The organism is Pararhodobacter marinus (genome assembly GCF_003122215.1).
Lineage (GTDB): Bacteria > Pseudomonadota > Alphaproteobacteria > Rhodobacterales > Rhodobacteraceae > Pararhodobacter > Pararhodobacter marinus.
Genome location: NZ_QEYD01000012.1, coordinates 141061 through 162213 on the forward strand (window position 1 = coordinate 141061; position 21153 = coordinate 162213).

Consider the following 21153-nt stretch of genomic DNA (forward strand, 5'->3'; position numbering starts at 1 on the left):
CCGCGATCCTAGCCGCGCGCCGCGCCGGTGACGAGGCCTCTCGCGCCCATCTTTACGCCGCAAATATCCTCGGGGGGTGAATTGGCCGCCAGGCCAAGAGGGGGGCAGACAGCCCCCCTGCCCGCCCGGCCACAGGCGCGCCATCACGGCTCCGGGACCGCCCCGCCCCGCGCTTGACACGCCGCCGGGGCCGGTTCAGAAACCCCGCGTGACATGCCTGCGGGCAGCAACGTGAGGACGAACCATGGCTGCCGGCGCAGAAAAGAAGGACGGGATCTGGGAAACGGTGAAAACCGTGATCTGGGCGCTGCTCATCGCGGGCGTCTTCCGCACGCTGTTCTTCCAGCCTTTCTGGATCCCCTCGGGTTCGATGAAGGAAACCCTGCTGATCGGCGATTTCCTGTTCGTCAACAAATGGGCCTATGGCTATTCGCGCTATTCCTGCCCCTTCGCGATCTGCCCGATCTCGGGCCGGATCTTCGCCTCGATGCCCGAGCGCGGCGATGTCGTCGTGTTCCGCCACCCGGTCAGCGGTGACGACCTGATCAAGCGCCTGGTGGGTCTGCCCGGCGACCGCATCCAGGTGCGCGGCGGCCTTCTTTACATCAATGACGAGCCGGTCGAGCGGCGCCCCGACGGCGATTTCGCCGAAACCTACGAACGTCAGGGCAGTGCGGGCCAGTATCCGCGCTGCGAGAACGCGCCGGTCGGTCAGGGCGGCCAGTGCCTGAAGGGCCGCGAGATCGAGACCCTGCCCAACGGCGTGAGCTACCCGGTGCTGAATATCGAGGATGGCGGTTTCGCCGATGACACCCCCGTCTTCACCGTGCCCGAGGGGCATTTCTTCTTCATGGGCGACAACCGCGACAATTCGGTCGATTCGCGCTTCCCGCAGCCGTCGGGCGGCGTGGGCATGGTGCCGTTCGAAAACCTGATCGGCCGCGCCGACCGGGTGATGTTCTCGTCCGCCGGGACCTCGATGCTGGCCTTCTGGACGTGGCGCATGGACCGCTTCTTCCACTCGCTGCATTATCAGGACTGAGGCGTCGGTCGGACCGTCGGTCCGGCAGACAGGGCGCGCGGAAGGGGTCAGCCCGCCGCGCGCCCTTTTCCTGCGCGACACCGTCGCCGCTTGACACCCCGGGCCGCACTCCGCAGAAGGTGCCGTCGCGTCCGCAACCGGGCGGCGTGGCCGGATCGGGGGCGCGTCTTCAGGGTGAACATCGGCAACAGGCCCAGATGGGAAAGCTGGTGGCAGACGGCAAAGAGCGTCGCTCTGGCGCTGCTGCTGGCGGGTCTGGTGCGCTCGTTCCTCGTGCAGCCTTTCTGGATCCCCTCGGGCTCGATGAAAGAAACGCTGCTGGTCGGCGATTTCCTGTTCGTCAACAAGTTCGCCTATGGCTGGTCGCGCTTTTCCTGCCCCTTCGCGCTGTGCCCGATCGAGGGCCGGCTCTGGGGGGCGATGCCCGAGCGCGGCGATATCGTCGTCTTCCGCCATCCGCGCAACGGCGACGATTACATCAAGCGGCTGATCGGCCTGCCCGGCGACCGGGTGCAGATGCGCGACGGGCTCTTGTTTCTCAATGACCGGATGGTCGCGCGGCGCGAGGCCGGCAGCTACCGCGAGATCTATGCGCCCCAGGGTCCCGGCGGCGCCATGCCGCGCTGTCGCAACCATCCGCGTCCCGGCGGCATCTGCCTGAAGGACCGCGCGATCGAGACCCTGCCCAACGGCGTGAGCTATCCGGTGCTCAACCTGTCGGATCTGGGTTTCGCCGATACGACCACGACCTTCACCGTTCCCCCCGGCCATGTCTTCGTCATGGGCGACAACCGTGACAACTCGCTCGATTCGCGCTATGCGCTGGCGCGCGGCGGGGTCGGTTTCGTCCCCGTCGAGAACCTGATCGGGCGGGCCGACCGGGTGATTTTCTCCTCGGCCGGGTCCTCGCTTCTGGCGGTCTGGACCTGGCGTTTCGACAGGCTGTTTCACGCGCTGCACTGATGCCCAAGGGTCCCACGCTTTCCGCCGACATGGCGGCTTTCTCCGACCGTCTCGGCCACCGTTTCGAGCGTCCCGCGCTGTTGCAGCGGGCGCTGACGCATGCCTCGGCGGGGTCCGCCACGCGGCCGCATAACCAGCGGCTGGAATTCCTGGGCGACCGGGTTCTGGGGCTGGTCATGGCCGAGACGCTGTTCTCGGCCGACAAGGACGCGACCGAGGGCCAGCTCGCGCCGCGCTTCAACGCCCTGGTGCGCAAGGAGGCCTGCGCCGCCATCGCCCGCAAGATCGACCTCGGCGCCGTGCTCCGGCTGGGCCGGTCCGAGATGATCTCGGGCGGGCGCCGCAAGGAGGCGCTTCTGGGCGATGCGATGGAGGCCGTGCTGGCCGCCGTCTATCTCGATGCGGGGCTCGAGGCCGCGCGTGCGGTGATCCTGTCGCATTGGGACGACAAGATCGAGCAGGTCGACGCGGATGCCCGCGACCCCAAAACCGCGCTGCAGGAATGGGCGCAGGCCCGCGGCGAGGCCCCGCCGCGCTATGTCGAGCTCGACCGCGACGGCCCGCCGCATGCGCCCGTCTTCACCATCGAGGCCCAGCTTCAGGACGGGCGCCGCGCGCAGGGCAAGGCCGGGGCAAAGCGGCAGGCCGAACAGGCCGCCGCGCAGGCGCTCTTGCGGCAGGTCGCGCAGGAATGATCCCCGCGTCCCCGTCCCTGGGCGCCGCGTCGAACCGGCGAGGCGCGTTGTTCATGGTGCTGGCCATGGCCTGTTTCGCGCTGGAAGATGCCAGCCTGAAAGCCGCCACCGCGCATGTCCCGCCCGCCATCGCCATCATGGGATTCGGCCTGCTGGGCATGGCCGGCTTCGCCCTGATCGCGCTCAGTCGCGGCGAGCGCCCGCTGCCGCGACTCACAGGCGGGCTGATGCTGCGCTCGGGGATCGAGCTTTGCGGGCGGCTCTTCTATTCGCTGGCGCTGGCCTTTACCGGCCTCGGCCTGACCTCGGCCATCCTGCAGGCGACACCGCTCGTGGTGGTCGCGGGCGCGGTCGTGGTGTTCGGCGAAAAGGTCGGCTGGCGGCGCTGGCTTGCTATCGCGGTCGGGCTGTCGGGCGTGATGCTGGTGCTGCGCCCCACGGGCGACGGCATGGACATGGCCGCGATCTTCGCCGTGCTGGGGATGCTGGGCTTCGCCGGGCGCGACCTTGCCACCCGCGCCGCGCCGCTTACCGTGACGAATGCCCAACTCGGCGTGCTGGGCATGACCGTGCTGTTCGTCGCGGGCCTCGTCGTGCAACTCGCCGCGCGCACGCCGCTCGTGCTGCCCGGCCCCCTCCCCGCTGCACAAATCGCCCTGACCGCCCTGTTCGGCGTCGCCGCCTATGCCGCGCTCACCGTGGCGATGCGCACGGGCGAGGTCTCGGTCGTCACCCCCTTCCGCTATACCCGCCTCGTCTTCGCGCTGATCCTCGCGGCCCTGATGTTCGGCGAGGTCCCCGATGCGTGGATGATCGCCGGCTGCGTGCTGATCGTGGGTTCGGGCCTCTTCACGCTGGCCCGCGGACGGCGCATGGTATAAGCGCCGGGACTTCAGCTGGAGATCTCCCCATGACCACACGCGCGGGCTTCGTTGCCCTGATCGGAGAGCCCAATGCGGGCAAATCGACCCTCACCAACCGGATGGTCGGGGCGAAGGTGTCGATCGTGACCCACAAGGTGCAGACGACGCGCGCCCGCATTCGCGGCATCGTCCTCGAAGGCGAGGCGCAGATCGTCTTCGTCGACACGCCCGGCCTGTTCCGCCCCCGTCGCCGGCTCGATCGCGCGATGGTGGCGGCGGCCTGGGGCGGGGCGGCGGATGCCGATATCGTCGTCCTCCTGATCGAGGCCCATCGCGGCCTGACCGACGGCGTCAAGGCCATCCTCGACGCGCTCGAGGCGCGCACCAATCCGCGCCAGAAGGTCGCGCTGGCGATCAACAAGATCGACAAGGTCAAGGCCGAGGCGCTGCTGAAGCTCACGCAGGACATGAACGCGGCCTATCCCTTCGTGAAAACCTTCCTCATCTCCGCCGAACGCGGCCACGGAGCGCAGGATCTGAAGGCCTGGCTGGGCGCGGAACTGCCCGAAGGCCCGTGGCTCTACCCCGAGGACCAGATCGCCGACCTGCCGATGCGCATGATCGCCGCCGAGATGACGCGCGAGAAATGCACACTCCGCCTGCATCAGGAACTGCCCTACGAACTGACGGTCGAGACCGAGAACTGGGAAGACCGCGAGGACGGCTCGGTGCGCATCGACCAGGTGATCTTCGTCGCCCGCGACGGCCACAAGGGCATCGTGCTGGGCCACAAGGGCGAGACGGTCAAGGCGATCGGCCAGCAGGCCCGCGCCGAGATCGCCGACTTCCTCGGCCGCAAGGTCCACCTGTTTCTGACCGTGCGGGTGCGCACCAACTGGCTCGACGAGGCCGAGCGCTATGGCGAGATGGGTCTCGATTTCCGCGACGGCAATGCCTGATTTCACTTTGCCTCCAATACTCACGGGGTTTCCAAAGGGGGGCGTGCCCCCCTTTGGCGCGGGAGCGCGAGGGGCGCGCAGCCCCTCGCACCCGGACGGTTGCCGCCCGTGACCGCGCGCCTGACCGCCGATTTCTGGGTCGGCGCTTATCTCTCGCGCCTGCGGCTGGCCGATATCCCCGCCTTCGTCGTGTCGAAGGGCGATGCGAATGCCGGCAGCGTGCTGATCAAGCAAAGCCCGCTCGACGGCACCGCCAGCCTGCACCAGCGGCAATTCGACCTGCTGAGCGATAGCCGCCGCTGGACCGAGATCGCGCGCGGCCCCGAGCCAGAGATCGACGCGCAGATCGCGCGCGAACGCGCGCGCGATCCTGATCTGTGGGTGATCGAGGTCGAGGACCGCCACGGCCGCACCCTGCTCGACGAGCCGGGGCTCGACGGCTGAGGCCCGCTGCCCGGAGCCCGCCGCCCGTCCCCCTCTCCGACCGCCTGCCTTGTATCGCGCGCGCGGCGGATTATCTGGCGGGGATCAACAGGAGGACCGCCGATGTTCTTTTCCTCGAAATCCTACGACCTGGTCTCGGCCGACGAGGCGCTGCCCGGTCGCGCCCAGCCGATCCCGACCGCCGAAACCCATTTCCTGACCGGCCGCCCGCTGGCCGCGCCGATCCCCGACGGCATGGAAGAGGCGATTTTCGGCATGGGCTGCTTCTGGGGCGTGGAACGGCTGTTCTGGAACACCGAAGGCGTCTGGCTGACCATGGTGGGCTACGGCGCGGGCCACACGCCGAACCCGACCTATCAGGAAGTCTGCACCGGCAAGACCGCGCATAACGAACTGGTCCGCGTGATCTACGACCCCGAAGTGGTCAGCTACGAGGCGCTGCTCAAGGTGTTCTGGGAAGGCCACGACCCGACGCAGGGCATGCGGCAGGGCAACGATCGCGGCACGCAGTACCGCAGCGGGATCTACCCGACCTCGCAGGCACAGCGCGACGCCGCCGAGGCCAGCCGCAAGCTGTATCAGGAGCGCCTGCGCGCCGCCGGTCTGGGCACGATCACCACCGAGATCCGCGATGCCCCGCCCTTCTTCATGGCCGAGGATTACCACCAGCAATATCTCGCCAAGAACCCGGGCGGCTATTGCGGCATCGGCGGCACCGGCGTCAGCTGCCCCGTGGGCCTTGCGGTCTGATCCCTGAGCGGCTAGGGCGGTATATCCCTTCGGAGACCGCCCATGCCGACCTATACCGCTCTGACCACCCTGCCCGACGAGGCCCGCGCCCAGGCTCTGGGCGAAGCGCTGGAAGAGATGGAGCCCGAGCCCGTTGGCGTCGGCGTGTTCGAGCTGGAAGACGGCTCGGGCCTGTGGGAAGTCGGCGCCTATTTCACCGAGATCCCCGACGATATCGCGCTCACGCTGATGGCCGCGGCCTATGGCGCGGCGGAATTCGCGGTTTCGGAACTGCCCGAGATCGACTGGGTCGCCCATGTCCGCCGCGAGCTGAAGCCGGTCGAGGCCGGGCGCTTCTTCGTCTATGGCGCGCACGATGCCGAGAAACTGCCCGAGGACCGGATCGGCCTTCTGATCGAGGCGGCGATGGCGTTCGGCACCGGCCATCACGGCACCACGCTGGGTTGCCTGCGCGCGCTCGACCGGCTGGCCGAGCGGGGCTTTCACGGCCGCAACGTGATCGATGTCGGCTGCGGCACCGCCGTACTGGCGATGGGCGCGGCCAAGATCTGGCCGGAAACGGTGCTGGCCAGCGATATCGACGAGGTCGCGGTCGACGTGGCCGAGGCCAATGTCATCGCCAACGGTCTGGCCGGCCGGGTCGAATGCATCGAAGCGGTGGGCTTCCACCACCCGCTGATCGAGGCCCGCGCGCCCTTCGATCTGGTCTTCGCCAATATCCTCAAGGGTCCGCTGATCTCCATCGCCCCCGACATGGCCCGCCATACCGAGACGGGCAGCCTTGCGATCCTGTCGGGGCTTCTGAACACGCAGGCGGCGGATGTGCTGGCCGCCTATGAAGCGGCCGGTTTCGCCGAACTCGAGCGCGAGGAAATCGGCGACTGGACAACGCTGGTCCTGAAACGGGTCTGAGCGGCGGCCGGCCCCGCCCGACACATTTTCGCGGCCCGGTTGCGGCGGGCGCTGCCTTGGCCTGATTTTCGCCCAAATCGCCCGGCACGATGACCCCCGTTCCGTGTCATCCGTGAGTCAGTCCCGATGCAAAGCCCCGATTTCATGCGCCGGATGGAGCGCGTCCTGTCCGCCCGTGTCGAAGCCGTCAAAGCGCGCGAAGCGAAACCCCGGCGACTGGCCTCGGTTTTCAGCGTGCTGGGCGGAACGCTCGTCTGCTTCATCCTGCTCAAGGCCGCCGCGCTTGCGCATGGGACCGAGCATTTCCGCGCCACCGCTGCGGCCGAAGCCGGTCTTGGCGCGCAGGTCTACCTGTGGATCGCCGGGCCGGACCCGATCAGCACGGCGCTGGCCACCGCGATGCGGGGCGGGTCCGATCCGTCGCGTGCGGCGGCGACGCTGTAACGCCCCCCCTCTTTCCCCAAACGAAAACGCCGCTCCGGGGGACCGGGCGGCGTTACTGTCGTCTGACGATGAGGCGCATGGATCAACGCATGGCGTTGACAACGTCCTCGATGTCGCCACGGCAAAGACCGATATCGTCGAGTTCACGATCGGAGAGTTTGCCCAGCTCGCGGCGGGTGACACGTTTGTCGTTCCACGCGGCGACGCGGGCGAAGACATCGGCGAACGAGAACCCGAGGCTGCGGCCGAACACGCCGTCGGCGACGGGGCGGGCGGTGGTGAAGAATGCCATCGGAGGCTCCTGTCGTTTCAATACTGCCGAAGCTTTGTGCTTCACGAGCGGAAATAGCCCCGCCGCTGGGCATTGAGTAGACGGATTCGCTGCATCCCTGCCATGCTTGCAAGGCATAGCATCGGGCATCGCGAAGGAACCCTTCGCACGAGGACGTGGGTGGAATACGACATATCTAGCGGCAATTGCGAAACATGCAACAGGCTTGTGACACCCCCCTCTCGCGCACCCGCCCCGCGCCGGCTTTCCGCTGGCCAATGTTCACTTTTCGTGCTAACCGTGGCGCCAAGGTCGGGCCAACCGACACAGGATCGAAACGCGGGATCAACGGGCAGGATGGCAGCATGCGTGTGATGGGACTCGACCCCGGTTTGCGCAATCTGGGCTGGGGGGTGATCGATGTCGACGGCACCCGCCTGCGCCATGTCGCGAATGGCGTGCTGCATACCGACGGCAAGGCCGATCTCGCCAGCCGCCTTCTGCAGCTTCACGTCCAGCTCAAAGCCGTGCTCCGCGCGCAGCGCCCCGATTGTGCCGCGGTCGAACAGACCTTCGTCAACAAGGACGCCGTGGCGACGCTGAAACTGGGCCATGCCCGCGCGATCGCGCTTCTGGTGCCGGCGCAGGCGGGGCTGACGGTCGGCGAATACGCCCCGAACGCGGTCAAGAAGGCGGTGGTGGGCGTGGGCAAGGCCGCCAAGGTGCAGGTCGATCACATGGTGCGCATGCAGCTGCCCGGCGTGCAGATCGAAAGCCCCGACGCCGCCGACGCGCTGGCCGTGGCTCTGTGCCACGCTTTCCACATGCAAAGCAGCGGACGGCTGGAAGCGGCCCTGAGGGCGGCGGGATGATCGGAAAACTGTCGGGGCGGATCGACTACAAGGCCGCCGACCACGTCCTGCTCGATGTGAAAGGCGTGGGTTATGTCGTCCATGTCTCGGACCGCACGCTGATGGCCCTGCCCGGCCCCGGCGGCATGGCCGCGCTTTATACCGAGCTATTGGTGCGCGAGGATCTGCTGCAGCTCTTCGGCTTCACCACGCTGATGGAAAAGGAATGGCACCGGCTGCTGGTCTCGGTTCAGGGGGTCGGCGCCAAGGCCGCGATGGCGATCCTGGGCACGCTGGGCCCCGAAGGCGTGGCGCGCGCGCTGGCCATCGGCGATGCGGGCGCGATCCGCAAGGCACCGGGCGTCGGGCCGAAACTGGCGCAGCGCGTGGTGATGGAGCTTAAGGACAAGGCGCCCGCCGTGATGGCGATGGGCGGCACCGCGCCCGATCTCGACGGCGACTCCGAGGTGATCGAGGCGCCCGAGGCCCCCGCCGAAGCCCCCGTACCCGCCACGAAGCCCAAAGCCTCGGCCCGCCGCCTCTCGCAACAGGCGCAGGCCGATGCGCTCTCGGCGCTGACCAATCTGGGTTACGGCCCGTCCGAGGCCGCGCAGGCCGTCGCCACCGCCGCCGAAACCGAAACCGAGGCCCCGGCGCTGATCCGCGCCGCGCTGAAATTGCTGGCCCCGAAGTGACCCTGGCTTTCATCTTGTCCCAAATACTCCGGGATGCGGGGCAAAGTCCCGCTTCCGGGACCAGCCCTCGCGCGCTAGACCCCTGACATGACCGAGCCCGACCCCACCCTGCGCCCCGAAAGCCAGCCCGAGGATGCCGACCGCGCGCTGCGCCCGCAGATGCTCGATGAATTCATCGGCCAGCACGAAGCCCGCGCCAATCTCAAGGTCTTCATCCAGTCCGCGCGGATGCGCGAAGAGGCGATGGACCACACGCTGTTCTACGGCCCGCCAGGTCTGGGCAAGACGACGCTGGCGCAGATCATGGCGCGCGAACTCGGCTCGGGCTTTCGCATGACCTCGGGGCCGGTTCTGGCCAAGGCGGGCGATCTGGCGGCGATCCTGACCAATCTGGAAGCGCGCGACGTGCTCTTCATCGACGAGATCCACCGCCTGAACCCGGCGGTGGAAGAGGTGCTTTACCCGGCGATGGAGGATTTTCAGCTCGATCTGGTGATCGGCGAAGGCCCCGCCGCGCGCACCGTCCGGATCGAGCTGCAGCCCTTCACGCTGGTCGGCGCGACGACCCGTCTGGGCCTGCTGACGACGCCGCTGCGCGACCGCTTCGGCATTCCCACCCGGCTGCAATTCTACACCGAGCCCGAACTGTGCGAGATCGTCGCGCGCGGCGCCCGGCTTCTGGGCGTCCGGGCCGAGGCCGAGGGCGTGCGCGAGATCGCCCGCCGCGCGCGCGGCACGCCGCGCATCGCCGGGCGGCTGTTGCGCCGGGTGGTGGATTTCGCGCTGGTCGAAGGCGACGGCGCGCTGACGCAGGTCTTGGCCGACAGCGCGCTGACCCGGCTGGGCGTGGACAAGCTGGGCCTCGACGGCGCCGACCGGCGGTATCTGCGGCTTCTGGCCGAAAGTTATGGCGGCGGGCCGGTGGGCGTCGAAACCATCGCCGCCGCGCTCAGCGAAAGCCGCGACGCGATCGAAGAGGTGATCGAGCCCTATCTGCTGCAACAGGGACTGATCGCGCGCACCCCGCGCGGCCGGATGCTGACGCAGGCCAGCTGGCGCCATCTGGGCCTGACCCCGCCCCGCGCCCCGGGTCAGACCGATCTTTTCGAGCCGGAATGACCCGCGCGCACGCCGCCCGCTCCCGTCACGCGGATTTCGATTGCGCGCGCCACTGGCTGCGCTAGGCTGGTCGCATGTTCACCATCGAGCACGATTTCGACGCCACGGTCATCACCCTCATCGACGAGGGCGACGCGCCTCTGAACGAGGATGTGGTGATCGAAAGCCATGACGACGGCGTCACCCTGACGCAGGTCGATCCCGATACCGACGAGGTGATGGTCATCAACCTGTCGATGCATCAACTCAAGGAATTGCGCGCCGCGCTGGACCTGCCCGAAGGCGTCTACCGCGTGCGCCGCGCCGGCGAGACCGACGAGGGCTGAGCCCGTCTTTCAATCCCGATCCAGCTGAAACAGCTTGTCGCGCGCGGTTTCGCCCCGCAGCAATGTCAGCCGCGACGGCGCCACGCCCAGCGCTTTCGCCAGCAGCTTCGTCACCGCCGCATTCGCCCGTCCCTTGTCGGCGGGCGCGGTGACGCGGATCTTCAGAGGCTCGCCTTCGGCTCCCTTCTCGATCCCGTCCTGCTTCGCGCGCGGCGTGGCACGGACCGCGATGCGCGCGCCGGGCTTGGCCAGCGCGCTCAGATCGGGCAGGGTCACTGGCTCAGCGCGCGGGCCATCATCGCGCGGTCGACATTGCCGCCCGACGCGACGGCGATCACCGGGCCTTCGCCGGGCCGGAACAAGGCCGCCGCCAGCGCCACCGCGCCGCCTGGTTCCAGCACGATCTTCAGCCGGTCGAAGGCCAGCGCCATGGCTTTCAGCGCCTCGTCCTCGCTCACCGCGAAGCCTTCGCCACAGAGCCGCTGGATGACCGGCCAGGTCAGATCGCCGGGCGTGGGCGTGATGATCGCGTCGCAGATCGAGCCCGAAAGCCGTTCGTTGCGCTGCCGCGTACCCGCCTTCTGCGAACGCAGAACATCGTCGAATCCCTCGGGCTCGACCGGATGCACGGTAAAGCCCGGCGCACGCGCCTCGAGCGCCAGCGCGATCCCCGAGGTCAGGCCGCCCCCGCCGCAGGGCACCAGGACCTGCGCGCGGTCGATCCCCGCCTCGGCCGCCTGTTCGGCGATTTCCAGCCCGCTCGTCCCCTGTCCGGCGATCACCTCGGCCATGTCGAAGGGTTTCACCAGCGACAAGCCGCGCTCGCGCGCCAGCCGCGCGCCGATCTCGTCGCGATCCTCGGTGGCGCGGTCATAGGGCACGACCTCGGCGCCCAGCGCGCGGGTATTCTCGATCTTGATCGCCGGCGCGTCGGCCGGCATTACGATGACCGAGGGCAGCCCCTGCAACCGCGCCGCCAGCGCCACGCCCTGCGCATGGTTGCCGGACGAAAAGGCGATGATCCCCTTGCTCTCGCCCGCCTCGCGCAGGGCCGAAATCGCGTTCCACGCGCCACGGAACTTGAACGAGCCGGTATGCTGCAGGCATTCGGCCTTCACGAAAACCGGGCGCCCGGCAATCTCGTCGAGAAAGGGCGAAGACAGCAGCGGTGTGCGCCGCGCATGCCCCGAAAGCCGCCCGGCGGCGGCGTCGATCATGTGGATATCGGTCAAATCAGCAATCCCAGGAAACGGTGGATGACGCTCAAAGATTCGGGCTCGTCGAGGAACGGCACATGCGCGCGGTCGGGCACCTCTTCGAAGATCAGGTCGGGCGCGCGCGCCTGCATCTCCTCGGCCGTGGCCGCGCTGAGCAGGTCGGAATTGGCCCCCCGGATCAGGCCCAGCGGCTTGCCCAGGCAAGCGTCGAACAGGGGCCAGGCATCGGCCTGCGGCTGCGCCATCGCCTCCAGAAACGCCGTGCGCAGGGCCGGATCATAGGGCAGGTCGAGACCCTGCTCGGTCTGCACGTAATGGCGCCGCGCCTCCTGCATCCAGCGCGCGGGCGGCGCGTCGAAGCCGGTCATCGAATGCTCCAGCGCGACGGCCATGGCGGCGTGCGAATGCAGCTCGGGCGTGCGGCCGATGTAATCGCGGATCCGGTCGAGCCCCGCGCGCTCGATCACCGGGCCCACATCGTTCAGCACCAGCCCGCGCACCCGTTCGGGCGCCACGGCGGACAGGTACATGCCGATCAGCCCCCCGCGCGAGGTGCCCAGGATCGCCGCGCTTTCCAGCCCCAGATGGTCCAGAAGCGCCAGCACATCGGCGCCTTCCTGCACGATCGTATAGGTCTCGGCCCCGGTCCAGTCGGATTGCCCGCGCCCGCGGCTGTCCAGCCGGATCATCCGCAACGGCGGCAGATGCGGCGCGAGGTAATCGAAATCGCGGGAATCCCGTGTCAGCCCGGCAAGGCACAGCAACGGAATCCCGTGGCCCTCATCGGTGTAATAGAGCTGGGCGCCATCGGCGGCGGTCACTTTGGGCATGCTTGTTCCGTGTTTTTTGCTCACTAGACCACGCGGTTTTCCGCCGGGCAAGCAAGCGCCAGAGCCCCGGATGCCTGCGCCCCTCTTTGTTCCCCAAATATCCCGGGGGGCGCGCGGCACGCGCGGCGGGGGGCAGAGCCCCCCGTGCGGGCCCGCGGGGGCTCGATGCCCCCGCGGGCCCGCCCTTCCGTCACAGCGTGGTATTCACGCCGCCACCGTCCAGCAGCACGTTCTGGCCCACCATGAAGCCCGCATGTTGCGAGCACATGAAGGCGCAGGTGGCGCCGAATTCCTCCGCCGTGCCATAGCGCCCGGCGGGGATCGTCGCCTCGCGTTGCTTGCGCGCGTCGTCCATCGTCACGCCCTGCTTCTCCGCCACGCCCTTGTCGAGCGAGGTGGCGCGGTCGGTATCGTGGATCCCGGGCAGCAGGTTGTTGATCGTCACGCCCGATCCGGCGATCTGGCGCGAGGTGCCGGCGACGAAGCCCGTGAGCCCGGTGCGGGCCGAGTTCGACAGGCCCAGCGGCGCCAGCGGGGCCTTGACTGCCTGGCTGGTGATGTTGACCACCCGGCCCCAGCCGCGCTCCATCATGCCCGGCAGCAGCGCCTGCATCAGCGCGATGGGCGTCAGCATGTTCGCGTCGAGCGCCTTGATGAAATCGTCCCGGCTCCAGTCCGACCACACGCCCGGCGGCGGGCCGCCCGCATTGGTGACGAGGATGTCGATCTGACCCGCCGCTTCCAGCACCTTGGCCCGGCCCTCTTCGGTGGTGATGTCGGCGGCCACGGCGGTGACCGGCACGCCGTAGGTCTCGCGCAGTTCCGCTGCCGTCGCTTCCAGCGCCTCTTCGCCCCGCGCGTTCAGAACCAGCGCGCAGCCCGCTTCCGCAAGCGCCTTGGCGCAGCCCTTGCCCAGCCCCTTGGACGAGGCGCAGACCAGCGCCCGTTTACCCTTGATCCCGAGATCCATGTTCTGTCTCCTGTTGCTGCGCAAAGACCTAGCACCGGGCCTGCGGCGGGGCAACGTGGGGGCGACCGGGACCTGTCTTCGGGACCCGCGATTGACGCCATGGGCGCCACGGTCCTAGTATCGCGCTGTCCCCCGTCTTCTCCCGCTCTTTCCTCCCGCTGACCGAGATCGCCCGACATGTCGCAGCCTTACCCGACCGCGCCCGCCTCGCCGGCCCGCGCCGTGCATGCGGTGGCGGTCTATCCGGCGCGGGTGCTGAAGGTTCTCTCGGGCGCCAATGCGGGCGATCCGATGCCCGCGCCCGCCGACAGCATCTGCGGCGATTACTACCGGCTGGACGAGCGCGCGCGGGTTCTGACGCTGATGCTGGATCTCGATGCCGATCGGAACGGACGGCTGGCCGAGGGCAGCGCGATCGGCCGGCCCGGAGAGCCCGTGGTGCTCGAAGGCCGCCTTTCGCTGATGGCGCCCGATGGCGACCTGGTCGAGGTGCTGGCGCTGACCACGGCGGGCGCGCGCTTCGCCTTGCCGCTCTCGCCCCTGCGCACGGGCCTGACCTATACGCTGATCGCCACCGATGACGCGCCCGGCCCGATCCGGCTGGCGGGGATCGTCGCCGGTGCCTTCGCGCGCGGCACCCGGATCGCCATGGCCGACGGGCGGCAGGTCCCGGTCGAGGATCTGGCCGAAGGCGACGCGGTCATCACCCGCGATCACGGCGCGCAGCCCTTGCGCTGGAAAGGCGATGTGACCCTGCGCGCCGAAGGCGGTTTCGCGCCGGTGACGGTGCTGCCCGGCGTGATGGGCAACCCCCACGCGCTGACGATCAGCCCGCATCACCGGCTCTTTCTGTATCGGCGCGAGGCGCGGGCGCTGGCCGGCGCGGCCGAGCTTCTGGTGCAAGCCCGCCATCTGGTCGACGATGCCGGGATTCTGCGGCGCGAGGGCGGTTTCGTCGAGTATTTCTCGCTCGTCTTCGACGCGCATGAGGTGATCTATGCCGAGGGCGTTCCCTGCGAAAGCCTGATGGTCTGTCCCACCGTCGTGACCCGCCTGCCCGAGGATCTGGCCACGCCGCTGCGCGCGGCCTTCCCCGGCCTGTCTCACAAGGCTCATACGGGGGCCGAGCTTGCCCCCGAACTCGTGTCGCGCCTGCGCGATCGTCCTGCCGCTTCCCGCTTCTGAGGCCCTCATGCCCTTCGCCACCGTCATCGCCGCCACCGACCTGACCGACCGTTCCGCGCCGGTCGCCGCCCGCGCCCGCTCGCTGGCGCGCAGCCGGGGGGCGCAGGTCCTGCTGGCGCATGTTCGGGGCGACGACACGCGCAAGATCGCGGCCGCCGATCTGGAAGCCAGCCTGCACGAGATCGCCGCCGAAGCGGGCGCCGATGGCGTGCGGCTGCTGGACGGTCCGGTTCAGACCGCGCTTGCCGATCTGGCCCGTGCCGAGGGGGCCGGGCTGATCGTGCTGGGCCCCCATCGCGAGCGCCGGGTGCTGGACCTTCTGCGCCTGACGACGATGGAGCGGGTGGTGCTGGCCGCGCCCTGCCCCGTGCTGATCGCCCGGCTGCCGGTGCATCGGCCCTATCGGCAGGTATTGCTGGCCACCGATTTCTCGGCCGCCTCGGCGCAGGCGCTGATCTGCGCCGCCCGGGTCGCGCCCGAGGCGGAGTTCCACGCGATCCATGCGTTGCAGGTGCCGCTGGGACGCGAGAAGGCGACAATGCGCGCCCGGGCCGAACAGGCGCGCGAGGCGTTTCTGGCGCGTCCGGGCCTGCCGCCTCTGGCCGAGCCGCCCGAGATCGTCGAAGGCGGCGTGCATCAGGTTCTGGCCTTCCGGCACCGCGAGCTTGACGCCGATCTTCTGTGTCTGGGCACGCAATCGGATGCCCCCGCCGACGAGCCCGAGCGCAAGCCCGCCGAGCCGCGTCTGGGCAATTACGCGCGCGATCTGGTGCGGGTGCCGCCGTCCGACGTGCTGATCGCCGCCGCGTTGCCCAGCGGCTGAGTGAAGCAGCCGTGCGGATAGCGAACAAAGTTTGAATACCGCACATCCCGGCTGGACCCGCGCCCCCTGTGCTGGCTATCCCTTGATCCTCGCATCAAGGAGGGCGCTATGGACAAGAGCTTGCCCGATCTGGCCGCCGCCGTGGCCGGCATCGAGGACGGGATGAGCGTGATGATCGGCGGTTTCGGCGGCTCGGGCGGGCCGATCGAACTGATCCACGCGCTGATCGACCGCTATCTGGCGACCGGCCATCCGAAGAACCTGACCGTCATCAACAACAACGCGGGCAATGGCCATGTCGGGCTGGCCGCGCTGATCGAACAGGGGATGGTGGCGACGCTGATCTGCTCCTTTCCGCGCTCGGCCGATCCGGTGGTCTTTACCGAGGCCTACAAGGCCGGGCGGATCGCGCTGGACCTGGTGCCGCAGGGTACGCTGGCCGAGCGGATCCGTGCGGGCGGCGCCGGGATCCCGGCCTTTTACACGCCCACGAGCTATGGCACCGCGCTGGCCGAGGGCAAGCCGGTCGAGGAATTCGACGGCCGCCCCTATGTGCGCGAGCGCTGGCTGAAGGCGGATTACGCCTTGGTGAAAGCGCATCGCGGCGACCGGCTGGGCAACCTGACCTACCGGATGGCCGCGCGCAATTTCGGCCCGCTGATGTGCGCGGCCGCCGCGGTGAGCATCGCACAGGTGTCCGAACTGGTCGAGCCGGGCGCGATCGATCCCGAGGCGGTCGTCACCCCCGGAATCTTCGTGCAGGGCGTGGTCGAAGTCGCGAATCCCGCACAGGAAGAAGCCCTGAACCGCGCCGGCGCGCGCTATCCCGAGGTCCCGGCATGAGACTGACCCCCACGCAGATGGCATGGCGCGCGGCGCAGGACATCGAAGACGGCGCCTATGTCAATCTGGGCATCGGCCAGCCGGAAATGGTGGCCAGGTTCCAGCCGCCCGGCCGCGAAGCGATCTTCCACACCGAGAATGGCATCCTCGGTTTCGGCGAGGCCCCGCCCCCCGGCGAGGAAGACTGGGACCTGATCAACGCGGGCAAGAAGGCGGTGACGCTGAAGCCCGGCACGGCGTTCTTCCATCACGCCGACAGTTTCGCGATGGTGCGCGGCGGGCATCTGGACGTGGCGATTCTGGGCGCCTACGAGGTGGCCGAAACCGGCGATCTGGCGAACTGGTCCACGGGTCCGCGCGGGGTTCCAGCGGTGGGCGGGGCCATGGATCTGGTCCATGGCGCCAAGCGCGTGGCGGTGATGATGGATCACGTCACCAAGGACGGCGCGCCCAAGCTGGTGCGTCAATGCAGCCTGCCGCTGACCGGCGTGGGCTGCGTGACGCGGGTCTATTCCAGCCTTGCGGTGATCGACATCGTGGCGGGCCGGTTCGTCCTGCGCGAAAAGGTCCCCGCGCTGACGCTGGAGGCGCTGCAGGACTTGACCGGGGCCAGGCTGCATCTGGATGGCGCGGTCGGCGATCTGGTCGCGCCCGATCTGTAAGCCGACCTGTAAGCCGATCTGCAAGCGGTGCCGGGGGCTTTCCCCCGGCCCGGATTGCGCTAGGCTCGCCTTCTACGGAGGCGGCATGATCCACGATTTCTGCATCATCGGCGGCGGCATTGTCGGGCTGGCCACGGCGCGGGCGCTTCTGGCGCGTCAGCCGGGCGCAAGCCAGATCCTGCTGGAAAAGGAAAGCGGGCTGGGCCGCCATCAGACCGGGCATAATTCGGGCGTGATCCATTCGGGGATCTATTATCAGCCCGGCAGCCTGAAGGCACGGCTCTGCCGTGACGGGGCCGCGCGCACCAAGGAGTTCTGCCGCGAGCATGGCATCGCCTTTGAAGATCGCGGCAAGCTGATCGTCGCCACGCGCGACGACGAGATTCCGCGCCTTGACGCGCTCTATGTACGGGCGGGCGAGAACGGGATCCGCGCCTCGCTTCTGTCGCAGGCCGAGATTGCCGAGCGCGAACCCGCGATTGCCGGCAAGAAGGCGATCTTCGTGCCGGATGCGGCCATCGTGGATTTCCGGCAGGTGCTGAAGGCGCTGGCGCACGAGATCACCGCCAAGGGGGCGGAGATCCGCTATGGCGCCGCCCCCCAGGCGATCCGCGAAGGCGGCGATACGGTCGAGATCGCCCTGCCCGGCGGAACGGTCCGCGCCCGGCGGCTGGTGGCCTGCGCGGGGCTGCAATCGGACCGGGTGGCGCGGATGGCGGGCTTGACGATCCACCACCGGATCGTGCCCTTCCGCGGCGAATACTGGCGCCTGCGGCCCGAACGGTCGGGCGTCGCCCAGGCGATGATCTATCCCGTGCCCGAGCCCGGCCTGCCGTTTCTTGGCGTGCACCTGACGCCGATGATCGACGGCTCGATGACGGTCGGCCCCAATGCGATGCTGGGCCTTGCGCGCGAGGGGTATCCGAAACTGTCGGTCGACCTGCGCGATCTGGGCGCGATGCTGGCCTTTCCCGGCTTCTGGCGCGCGATTGCCGCGAATATCCGCCCCGGTCTGGACGAGCTGGGGAATTCTCTGTTCAAGCGCCGCTACCTGGCCGCCTGCCAGCGCTATTGCCCGTCGCTGGAACTGGCCGATCTGACGCCGATGGCGCCGGGCATCCGCGCGCAGGCGGTGGGCGCCGGGGGCGAGATGCTGCACGATTTCCTGTTTCTCGATACCGACCGGATGCTGCATGTCTGCAACGCCCCCTCGCCCGCCGCGACCTCGGCCCTGCCCATTGGCGACATGATCGCCGGGCGGTTGCTGGACGGGTAGTTACCCCTCGGCAAAGGCCCCGCGACCGTCCGTCGTCAGCGCCACGACCAGCGGGCCATGAGGCGGCGCCCATTCGCTGTGCCGGTAAGTGTTGCGCGGCAGGCTGACCTGGGCAGGCAGGTCCGTCGCGACCGGCTGTCCCGCCACGCTCAGCGTGGCAAGCGGGCTGTCGCAATGGATGGTCAGATAGGTCTGCGTGCCCTCGTGCCGGGTCTCGAGACGCAGTTGCGGCAAGGGCGCATCGGGCGGAACCGGCGCGGTCAGCGGGCGCAGACCGGGCGTGCGCGGCGGCACGCTTCGCGGCGGCAACGCGGCCTCGATGGCGCAAGCCAGCGACAACAGCGCCGCATCGTCACCCCCGCGCCCGATCAGTGTCAGCCCCACCGGCATGGCGATATCGTCAAGCAGCCCCATCGGCACGGTGACGCTGGGAATGCCCAGATGCCGCATCGCAAGGTTGCCGTTGGCGATCCACGTGCCGTTGCGCCAGGCCAGATCGGCCGAAGCCGGGTTGGTATCGGCATCCGACGGAGCGATATCGGCCACGGCGGGAAACACGACCACGTCCAGCCCCAGCCGGTCCATCCAGTCTTCGAGATCGCGCTTGCGGGTTTCTTCAAGCCCCCGCAATCCGTCGGCGATCTCGGGAATATCCTCGAACCCCGCACGCGGGTGGGCGCGGACATGGTCGGGATAGGCTGCGATGTCGTCGTCGAAACCGGTATAGCGGTCGGGCAAGGCGCCTTGGGGGTGCGGGAAGATCCGCGCGCCATCGACCGCCGCCAGCGTCTCCAGGCCCGGCTGGCCGTTGCGGCGCAGGAAATCGTCCCAGCTCCAGGCGGAAAGATCGACGATCTCGCGCTTCAGATAGGCTTTGCTCACCAGCCCGCGCGTGTCGATGCGCGGCGCGCCGGGTCGGTCGCCCTCGTAGTTCGAGACGACCGGGAAATCGGTCAGCATGACCGTCGCGCCCGCCGCCTCGAGCCGGTCGCGCGTCCGCTCCCACAGCCGCAGCACGCTCGCGCGGGTGTCGATCCGCTGGCCGGTGGGTCCGCCGATGCCGGGCTCGGGCGCGGTGCCCGCCTCGGGATCGGCGTTGAGATACATCGCCGGAATGCCGATACGCCGCCCGTAAAGCGACGCCTCCCGGGCCAGCGCCGGGACATCGGCGATCCGCACCGGCGCCACCGGGATCCAGGGCTGCGAGCGCCAGAAATCCCCGTCCCGGCGGGGATCGTCCTGAAGCAGCGTCTCGACCAGCACCAGCATATCGGCCATCGAGCGGGTATGCGGCACGACGACGTCCATCGTCGGCACCAGCGGCCAGTTGCCGCGGACCGAAATCGCTCCCCGGCTGGGCGTATAGGCGCACAGCGCGTTATGGGAGGCGGGCGCGCGGCCCGAGGACCACGTCTCCTCGCCCAGCCCGAACACGCCGAACCCCGCCGCTGTCGCCGTGCCCGACCCGTTGGACGAGCCCGACGCGAAGGAGGCCGTCATCCACGCCGCCGAATAGGGCGATTCCGCGCGTCCGTGCAGGCCCCGCTGCATCCCGCCATTGGCCATGGGTGGCATCGTGGTCAGCCCGACCAGCACCGCCCCCGCCGCCCTGAGCCGTTCGACCGCGAAGCTGTCCTCGTTCGCGATGAGCCCGGCGAAAGCGGGCGATCCGGCATCGACCGGCAAGCCCCGGGCCTTGTAACTGCCCTTGGCGGTATAGGGGATCCCGTCCAGCGGCCCCCGCGCCCGGCCCTGCGCCCGCCTCAGATCGGATTGCTGTGCCTCGGCGAACATATCAGGGTTCAGGATCGGCACCGCGTTCAGCACCGGCCCCGCGCGGTCATAGGCGGCGATGCGTTCCAGCGTTTCGGCCAGAAGGGCCGTGGCGGTGATCCGGCCCGAGGCCAGCGCCTCCGCCAGCGTGGCGATGCTGGCAGTCATCAGGGTCATGGCAGCGGTCACGACGGGCGGGCGGCGGGTTGCTGCTGGGTGATGCAATGGATACCGCCGCCGCGGGCGAACAACTCGCGGGCATCGACCGAAACGACGCTCCGACCCGGATAGGCCTCTGACAGTATCCCGGCGGCACGCTGATCGGCCTCGGGCTCGCCAAAGGCGCAGGCAATGACGCCGTCGTTGCAGACAAGGTGATTGACGTAGCTGTAATCGACCGGGCCAAGTGCGTCGGTGAGCCTGTCCGGGGCGGGCAGCGCGATCACTTCGAGCGGGCGGCCCTGCGCGTCGGTCTCGGCGGCAAGCTGCGCCATGATTTCCTGCGAGACGGCGTGATCGGGATGCGACGGATCGCGCTGATCGTGGACCAGCACCCGGCCCGGCGCGCAGAAGGTGGCGACGATATCGACATGGCCGCGCGTCCCGAACATGTCGTAGTCGCGCGTCAGGCCCTTCGGCAGCCAGATGGCTTTGGACGTGCCCAGCGTGCGGGTCATCTCGGCCTCGACCCGCGCGCGGTCTGCATGGGGGTTGCGGCCCGGATCGAGCTGCACGGTGTCGGTCAGCAGCACCGTGCCCTCGCCGTCGACATGGATGCCACCGCCCTCGTTCACCAGAAGCGAGGGGACGACCGGCACGCCCGCCAGCCCAGCCACGAACGCCGCCATGCCCCTGTCATGCGTCGCACTAGTCCAGTCGGCAACGCCCCAGCCGTTGAAGATCCAGTCCACCGCGGCCAGCGCGCCGGTCTCATCATGCACGAAGGTCGGGCCGGCATCGCGCATCCAGAAATCGTCGACCACCCGCTCGACCTGTTCGATCTCGCCGCTCAGCATCTTGCGTGCCCGCGCCCGTTCGGAAGGGTCGACAACCATCGTCACCGGCACGAAGCGCGCGACGGCATGGGCGACGGCGGTCCAGGCCGCATAACCCGCCTCGCGCTCGGCCATGCTGTCGCCCAGGGTCTGGCCTTCGCGCGGAAAGGTCATCCAGACGCGGTCTTGCTTGTGGGTTTCGGCGGGCATCGTGAAGGGCATCGGCGGTCTCGCGCTGTGTTGGT

25 protein-coding genes are annotated in these 21153 nt (G+C 69.0%); 18 read left to right on the forward strand and 7 right to left on the reverse strand.

From position 1 onward, the window contains the following. Nucleotides 1-244: 244 nt before the first annotated feature. The 9 genes from lepB (C4N9_RS18285) (at nt 245) to C4N9_RS18325 (ending at nt 7072) form a co-directional block, all read left to right on the forward strand. Nucleotides 245-1042: a signal peptidase I gene (gene lepB, locus C4N9_RS18285; protein WP_109534797.1), complete on the forward strand. Its 798-nt coding sequence runs from the start codon at nt 245-247 to the stop codon at nt 1040-1042. Nucleotides 1043-1222: 180 nt separating this feature from the next. Continuing rightward, complete coding sequence (lepB, locus tag C4N9_RS18290; RefSeq protein ID WP_109534838.1) at nt 1223-2005, forward strand: signal peptidase I; 783 nt, start codon at nt 1223-1225, stop codon at nt 2003-2005. Beyond that, the gene (gene rnc / locus C4N9_RS18295) at nt 2005-2700 is read left to right on the forward strand and encodes a ribonuclease III (protein ID WP_109534798.1); all 696 of its coding nucleotides are present in this window, start codon (nt 2005-2007) and stop codon (nt 2698-2700) included. The genes lepB (C4N9_RS18290) and rnc overlap by 1 nt, the downstream gene beginning before the upstream one ends. After that, complete coding sequence (locus C4N9_RS18300) at nt 2697-3581, forward strand: DMT family transporter (protein ID WP_109534799.1); 885 nt, start codon at nt 2697-2699, stop codon at nt 3579-3581. Before rnc ends, C4N9_RS18300 begins: the two co-directional genes overlap by 4 nt. A gap of 29 nt (nt 3582-3610) precedes the next feature. Continuing rightward, nucleotides 3611-4522, forward strand: coding sequence for a GTPase Era (era, locus tag C4N9_RS18305; RefSeq protein ID WP_109534800.1), 912 nt, complete (start codon nt 3611-3613; stop codon nt 4520-4522). Between the two features lie 108 nt (nt 4523-4630). Further along, the gene (locus C4N9_RS18310; protein ID WP_109534801.1) at nt 4631-4966 is read left to right on the forward strand and encodes a DUF1491 family protein; all 336 of its coding nucleotides are present in this window, start codon (nt 4631-4633) and stop codon (nt 4964-4966) included. A 102-nt stretch (nt 4967-5068) separates the two neighbouring features. Next, the gene (msrA, locus tag C4N9_RS18315) at nt 5069-5716 is read left to right on the forward strand and encodes a peptide-methionine (S)-S-oxide reductase MsrA (RefSeq protein ID WP_109534802.1); all 648 of its coding nucleotides are present in this window, start codon (nt 5069-5071) and stop codon (nt 5714-5716) included. A 42-nt stretch (nt 5717-5758) separates the two neighbouring features. Next, the gene (locus C4N9_RS18320) at nt 5759-6628 is read left to right on the forward strand and encodes a 50S ribosomal protein L11 methyltransferase (protein WP_109534803.1); all 870 of its coding nucleotides are present in this window, start codon (nt 5759-5761) and stop codon (nt 6626-6628) included. Nucleotides 6629-6754: 126 nt separating this feature from the next. Next, nucleotides 6755-7072, forward strand: coding sequence for a hypothetical protein (locus tag C4N9_RS18325; RefSeq protein WP_109534804.1), 318 nt, complete (start codon nt 6755-6757; stop codon nt 7070-7072). A gap of 82 nt (nt 7073-7154) precedes the next feature. Here C4N9_RS18325 and C4N9_RS18330 read toward each other — a convergent pair whose 3' ends face one another. Beyond that, complete coding sequence (locus tag C4N9_RS18330) at nt 7155-7364, reverse strand: DUF1127 domain-containing protein (RefSeq protein ID WP_109534805.1); 210 nt, start codon at nt 7362-7364, stop codon at nt 7155-7157. Between the two features lie 344 nt (nt 7365-7708). Between C4N9_RS18330 and ruvC the strand changes: the two genes are divergently transcribed. The 4 genes from ruvC to C4N9_RS18350 all read left to right on the forward strand — a co-directional run bounded on the left by ruvC (nt 7709) and on the right by C4N9_RS18350 (nt 10334). After that, the gene (gene ruvC, locus C4N9_RS18335) at nt 7709-8215 is read left to right on the forward strand and encodes a crossover junction endodeoxyribonuclease RuvC (RefSeq protein WP_109534806.1); all 507 of its coding nucleotides are present in this window, start codon (nt 7709-7711) and stop codon (nt 8213-8215) included. Further along, a complete protein-coding gene (gene ruvA, locus C4N9_RS18340; protein WP_109534807.1) occupies nt 8212-8889 on the forward strand; it encodes a Holliday junction branch migration protein RuvA in 678 nt (225 codons plus the stop codon). The genes ruvC and ruvA overlap by 4 nt, the downstream gene beginning before the upstream one ends. 87 nt (nt 8890-8976) lie before the next feature. Then, complete coding sequence (gene ruvB / locus C4N9_RS18345; protein ID WP_109534808.1) at nt 8977-10008, forward strand: Holliday junction branch migration DNA helicase RuvB; 1032 nt, start codon at nt 8977-8979, stop codon at nt 10006-10008. A gap of 74 nt (nt 10009-10082) precedes the next feature. After that, nucleotides 10083-10334, forward strand: coding sequence for a hypothetical protein (locus C4N9_RS18350; RefSeq protein ID WP_109534809.1), 252 nt, complete (start codon nt 10083-10085; stop codon nt 10332-10334). 9 nt (nt 10335-10343) lie between these two features. Here the strand turns inward: C4N9_RS18350 and C4N9_RS18355 are convergent, their stop codons facing one another. From C4N9_RS18355 to C4N9_RS18370, 4 genes are all read right to left on the reverse strand, one after another. Further along, nucleotides 10344-10610, reverse strand: coding sequence for a DUF167 domain-containing protein (locus C4N9_RS18355; RefSeq protein ID WP_109534810.1), 267 nt, complete (start codon nt 10608-10610; stop codon nt 10344-10346). Beyond that, a complete protein-coding gene (locus tag C4N9_RS18360) occupies nt 10607-11566 on the reverse strand; it encodes a threonine ammonia-lyase (protein ID WP_109534811.1) in 960 nt (319 codons plus the stop codon). The genes C4N9_RS18355 and C4N9_RS18360 overlap by 4 nt, the downstream gene beginning before the upstream one ends. Continuing rightward, nucleotides 11563-12381: an alpha/beta fold hydrolase gene (locus tag C4N9_RS18365; protein ID WP_109534812.1), complete on the reverse strand. Its 819-nt coding sequence runs from the start codon at nt 12379-12381 to the stop codon at nt 11563-11565. The genes C4N9_RS18360 and C4N9_RS18365 overlap by 4 nt, the downstream gene beginning before the upstream one ends. 190 nt (nt 12382-12571) lie before the next feature. Next, nucleotides 12572-13351: an SDR family oxidoreductase gene (locus tag C4N9_RS18370; RefSeq protein ID WP_109534813.1), complete on the reverse strand. Its 780-nt coding sequence runs from the start codon at nt 13349-13351 to the stop codon at nt 12572-12574. A gap of 177 nt (nt 13352-13528) precedes the next feature. Between C4N9_RS18370 and C4N9_RS18375 the strand changes: the two genes are divergently transcribed. The 5 genes from C4N9_RS18375 (at nt 13529) to lhgO (ending at nt 18140) form a co-directional block, all read left to right on the forward strand. Then, nucleotides 13529-14536, forward strand: a complete 1008-nt coding sequence (locus C4N9_RS18375; RefSeq protein WP_109534814.1) for a Hint domain-containing protein — start codon at nt 13529-13531, stop codon at nt 14534-14536. Nucleotides 14537-14543: 7 nt separating this feature from the next. Then, nucleotides 14544-15359 (forward strand): universal stress protein, encoded by an 816-nt coding sequence (locus C4N9_RS18380; RefSeq protein ID WP_109534815.1) that lies wholly within the window; start codon nt 14544-14546, stop codon nt 15357-15359. Nucleotides 15360-15467: 108 nt separating this feature from the next. After that, nucleotides 15468-16202 (forward strand): 3-oxoacid CoA-transferase subunit A, encoded by a 735-nt coding sequence (locus C4N9_RS18385; RefSeq protein ID WP_109534816.1) that lies wholly within the window; start codon nt 15468-15470, stop codon nt 16200-16202. Then, complete coding sequence (locus C4N9_RS18390; protein ID WP_109534817.1) at nt 16199-16864, forward strand: 3-oxoacid CoA-transferase subunit B; 666 nt, start codon at nt 16199-16201, stop codon at nt 16862-16864. The genes C4N9_RS18385 and C4N9_RS18390 overlap by 4 nt, the downstream gene beginning before the upstream one ends. Before the next feature lie 85 nt (nt 16865-16949). Further along, on the forward strand, nt 16950-18140 hold the full coding sequence (gene lhgO, locus C4N9_RS18395; protein ID WP_109534818.1) for an L-2-hydroxyglutarate oxidase: 1191 nt from the start codon (nt 16950-16952) through the stop codon (nt 18138-18140). Here lhgO and C4N9_RS18400 read toward each other — a convergent pair whose 3' ends face one another. Further along, nucleotides 18141-20090, reverse strand: a complete 1950-nt coding sequence (locus C4N9_RS18400; RefSeq protein ID WP_109534819.1) for an amidase — start codon at nt 20088-20090, stop codon at nt 18141-18143. It lies immediately after the preceding gene. An 8-nt stretch (nt 20091-20098) separates the two neighbouring features. Beyond that, nucleotides 20099-21130, reverse strand: coding sequence for an agmatine deiminase family protein (locus C4N9_RS18405; protein ID WP_109534820.1), 1032 nt, complete (start codon nt 21128-21130; stop codon nt 20099-20101). Between the last annotated feature and the right edge of the window lie 23 nt (nt 21131-21153).

What these genes read in the sequence shown, in the direction of transcription:
- lepB (WP_109534797.1), top strand. Translation starts at nt 245, where the DNA reads ATGGCTGCCGGCGCAGAAAAGAAGGACGGGATCTGGGAAACGGTGAAA.
- rnc (WP_109534798.1), top strand. Translation starts at nt 2,005, where the DNA reads ATGCCCAAGGGTCCCACGCTTTCCGCCGACATGGCGGCTTTCTCCGAC.
- C4N9_RS18300 (WP_109534799.1), top strand. Translation starts at nt 2,697, where the DNA reads ATGATCCCCGCGTCCCCGTCCCTGGGCGCCGCGTCGAACCGGCGAGGC.
- era (WP_109534800.1), top strand. Translation starts at nt 3,611, where the DNA reads ATGACCACACGCGCGGGCTTCGTTGCCCTGATCGGAGAGCCCAATGCG.
- msrA (WP_109534802.1), top strand. Translation starts at nt 5,069, where the DNA reads ATGTTCTTTTCCTCGAAATCCTACGACCTGGTCTCGGCCGACGAGGCG.
- C4N9_RS18320 (WP_109534803.1), top strand. Translation starts at nt 5,759, where the DNA reads ATGCCGACCTATACCGCTCTGACCACCCTGCCCGACGAGGCCCGCGCC.
- C4N9_RS18325 (WP_109534804.1), top strand. Translation starts at nt 6,755, where the DNA reads ATGCAAAGCCCCGATTTCATGCGCCGGATGGAGCGCGTCCTGTCCGCC.
- C4N9_RS18330 (WP_109534805.1), bottom strand. Translation starts at nt 7,364, where the DNA reads ATGGCATTCTTCACCACCGCCCGCCCCGTCGCCGACGGCGTGTTCGGC.
- ruvC (WP_109534806.1), top strand. Translation starts at nt 7,709, where the DNA reads ATGCGTGTGATGGGACTCGACCCCGGTTTGCGCAATCTGGGCTGGGGG.
- ruvA (WP_109534807.1), top strand. Translation starts at nt 8,212, where the DNA reads ATGATCGGAAAACTGTCGGGGCGGATCGACTACAAGGCCGCCGACCAC.
- ruvB (WP_109534808.1), top strand. Translation starts at nt 8,977, where the DNA reads ATGACCGAGCCCGACCCCACCCTGCGCCCCGAAAGCCAGCCCGAGGAT.
- C4N9_RS18350 (WP_109534809.1), top strand. Translation starts at nt 10,083, where the DNA reads ATGTTCACCATCGAGCACGATTTCGACGCCACGGTCATCACCCTCATC.
- C4N9_RS18365 (WP_109534812.1), bottom strand. Translation starts at nt 12,381, where the DNA reads ATGCCCAAAGTGACCGCCGCCGATGGCGCCCAGCTCTATTACACCGAT.
- C4N9_RS18370 (WP_109534813.1), bottom strand. Translation starts at nt 13,351, where the DNA reads ATGGATCTCGGGATCAAGGGTAAACGGGCGCTGGTCTGCGCCTCGTCC.
- C4N9_RS18375 (WP_109534814.1), top strand. Translation starts at nt 13,529, where the DNA reads ATGTCGCAGCCTTACCCGACCGCGCCCGCCTCGCCGGCCCGCGCCGTG.
- C4N9_RS18380 (WP_109534815.1), top strand. Translation starts at nt 14,544, where the DNA reads ATGCCCTTCGCCACCGTCATCGCCGCCACCGACCTGACCGACCGTTCC.
- C4N9_RS18385 (WP_109534816.1), top strand. Translation starts at nt 15,468, where the DNA reads ATGGACAAGAGCTTGCCCGATCTGGCCGCCGCCGTGGCCGGCATCGAG.
- C4N9_RS18390 (WP_109534817.1), top strand. Translation starts at nt 16,199, where the DNA reads ATGAGACTGACCCCCACGCAGATGGCATGGCGCGCGGCGCAGGACATC.
- lhgO (WP_109534818.1), top strand. Translation starts at nt 16,950, where the DNA reads ATGATCCACGATTTCTGCATCATCGGCGGCGGCATTGTCGGGCTGGCC.
- C4N9_RS18400 (WP_109534819.1), bottom strand. Translation starts at nt 20,090, where the DNA reads ATGACCCTGATGACTGCCAGCATCGCCACGCTGGCGGAGGCGCTGGCC.
- C4N9_RS18405 (WP_109534820.1), bottom strand. Translation starts at nt 21,130, where the DNA reads ATGCCCTTCACGATGCCCGCCGAAACCCACAAGCAAGACCGCGTCTGG.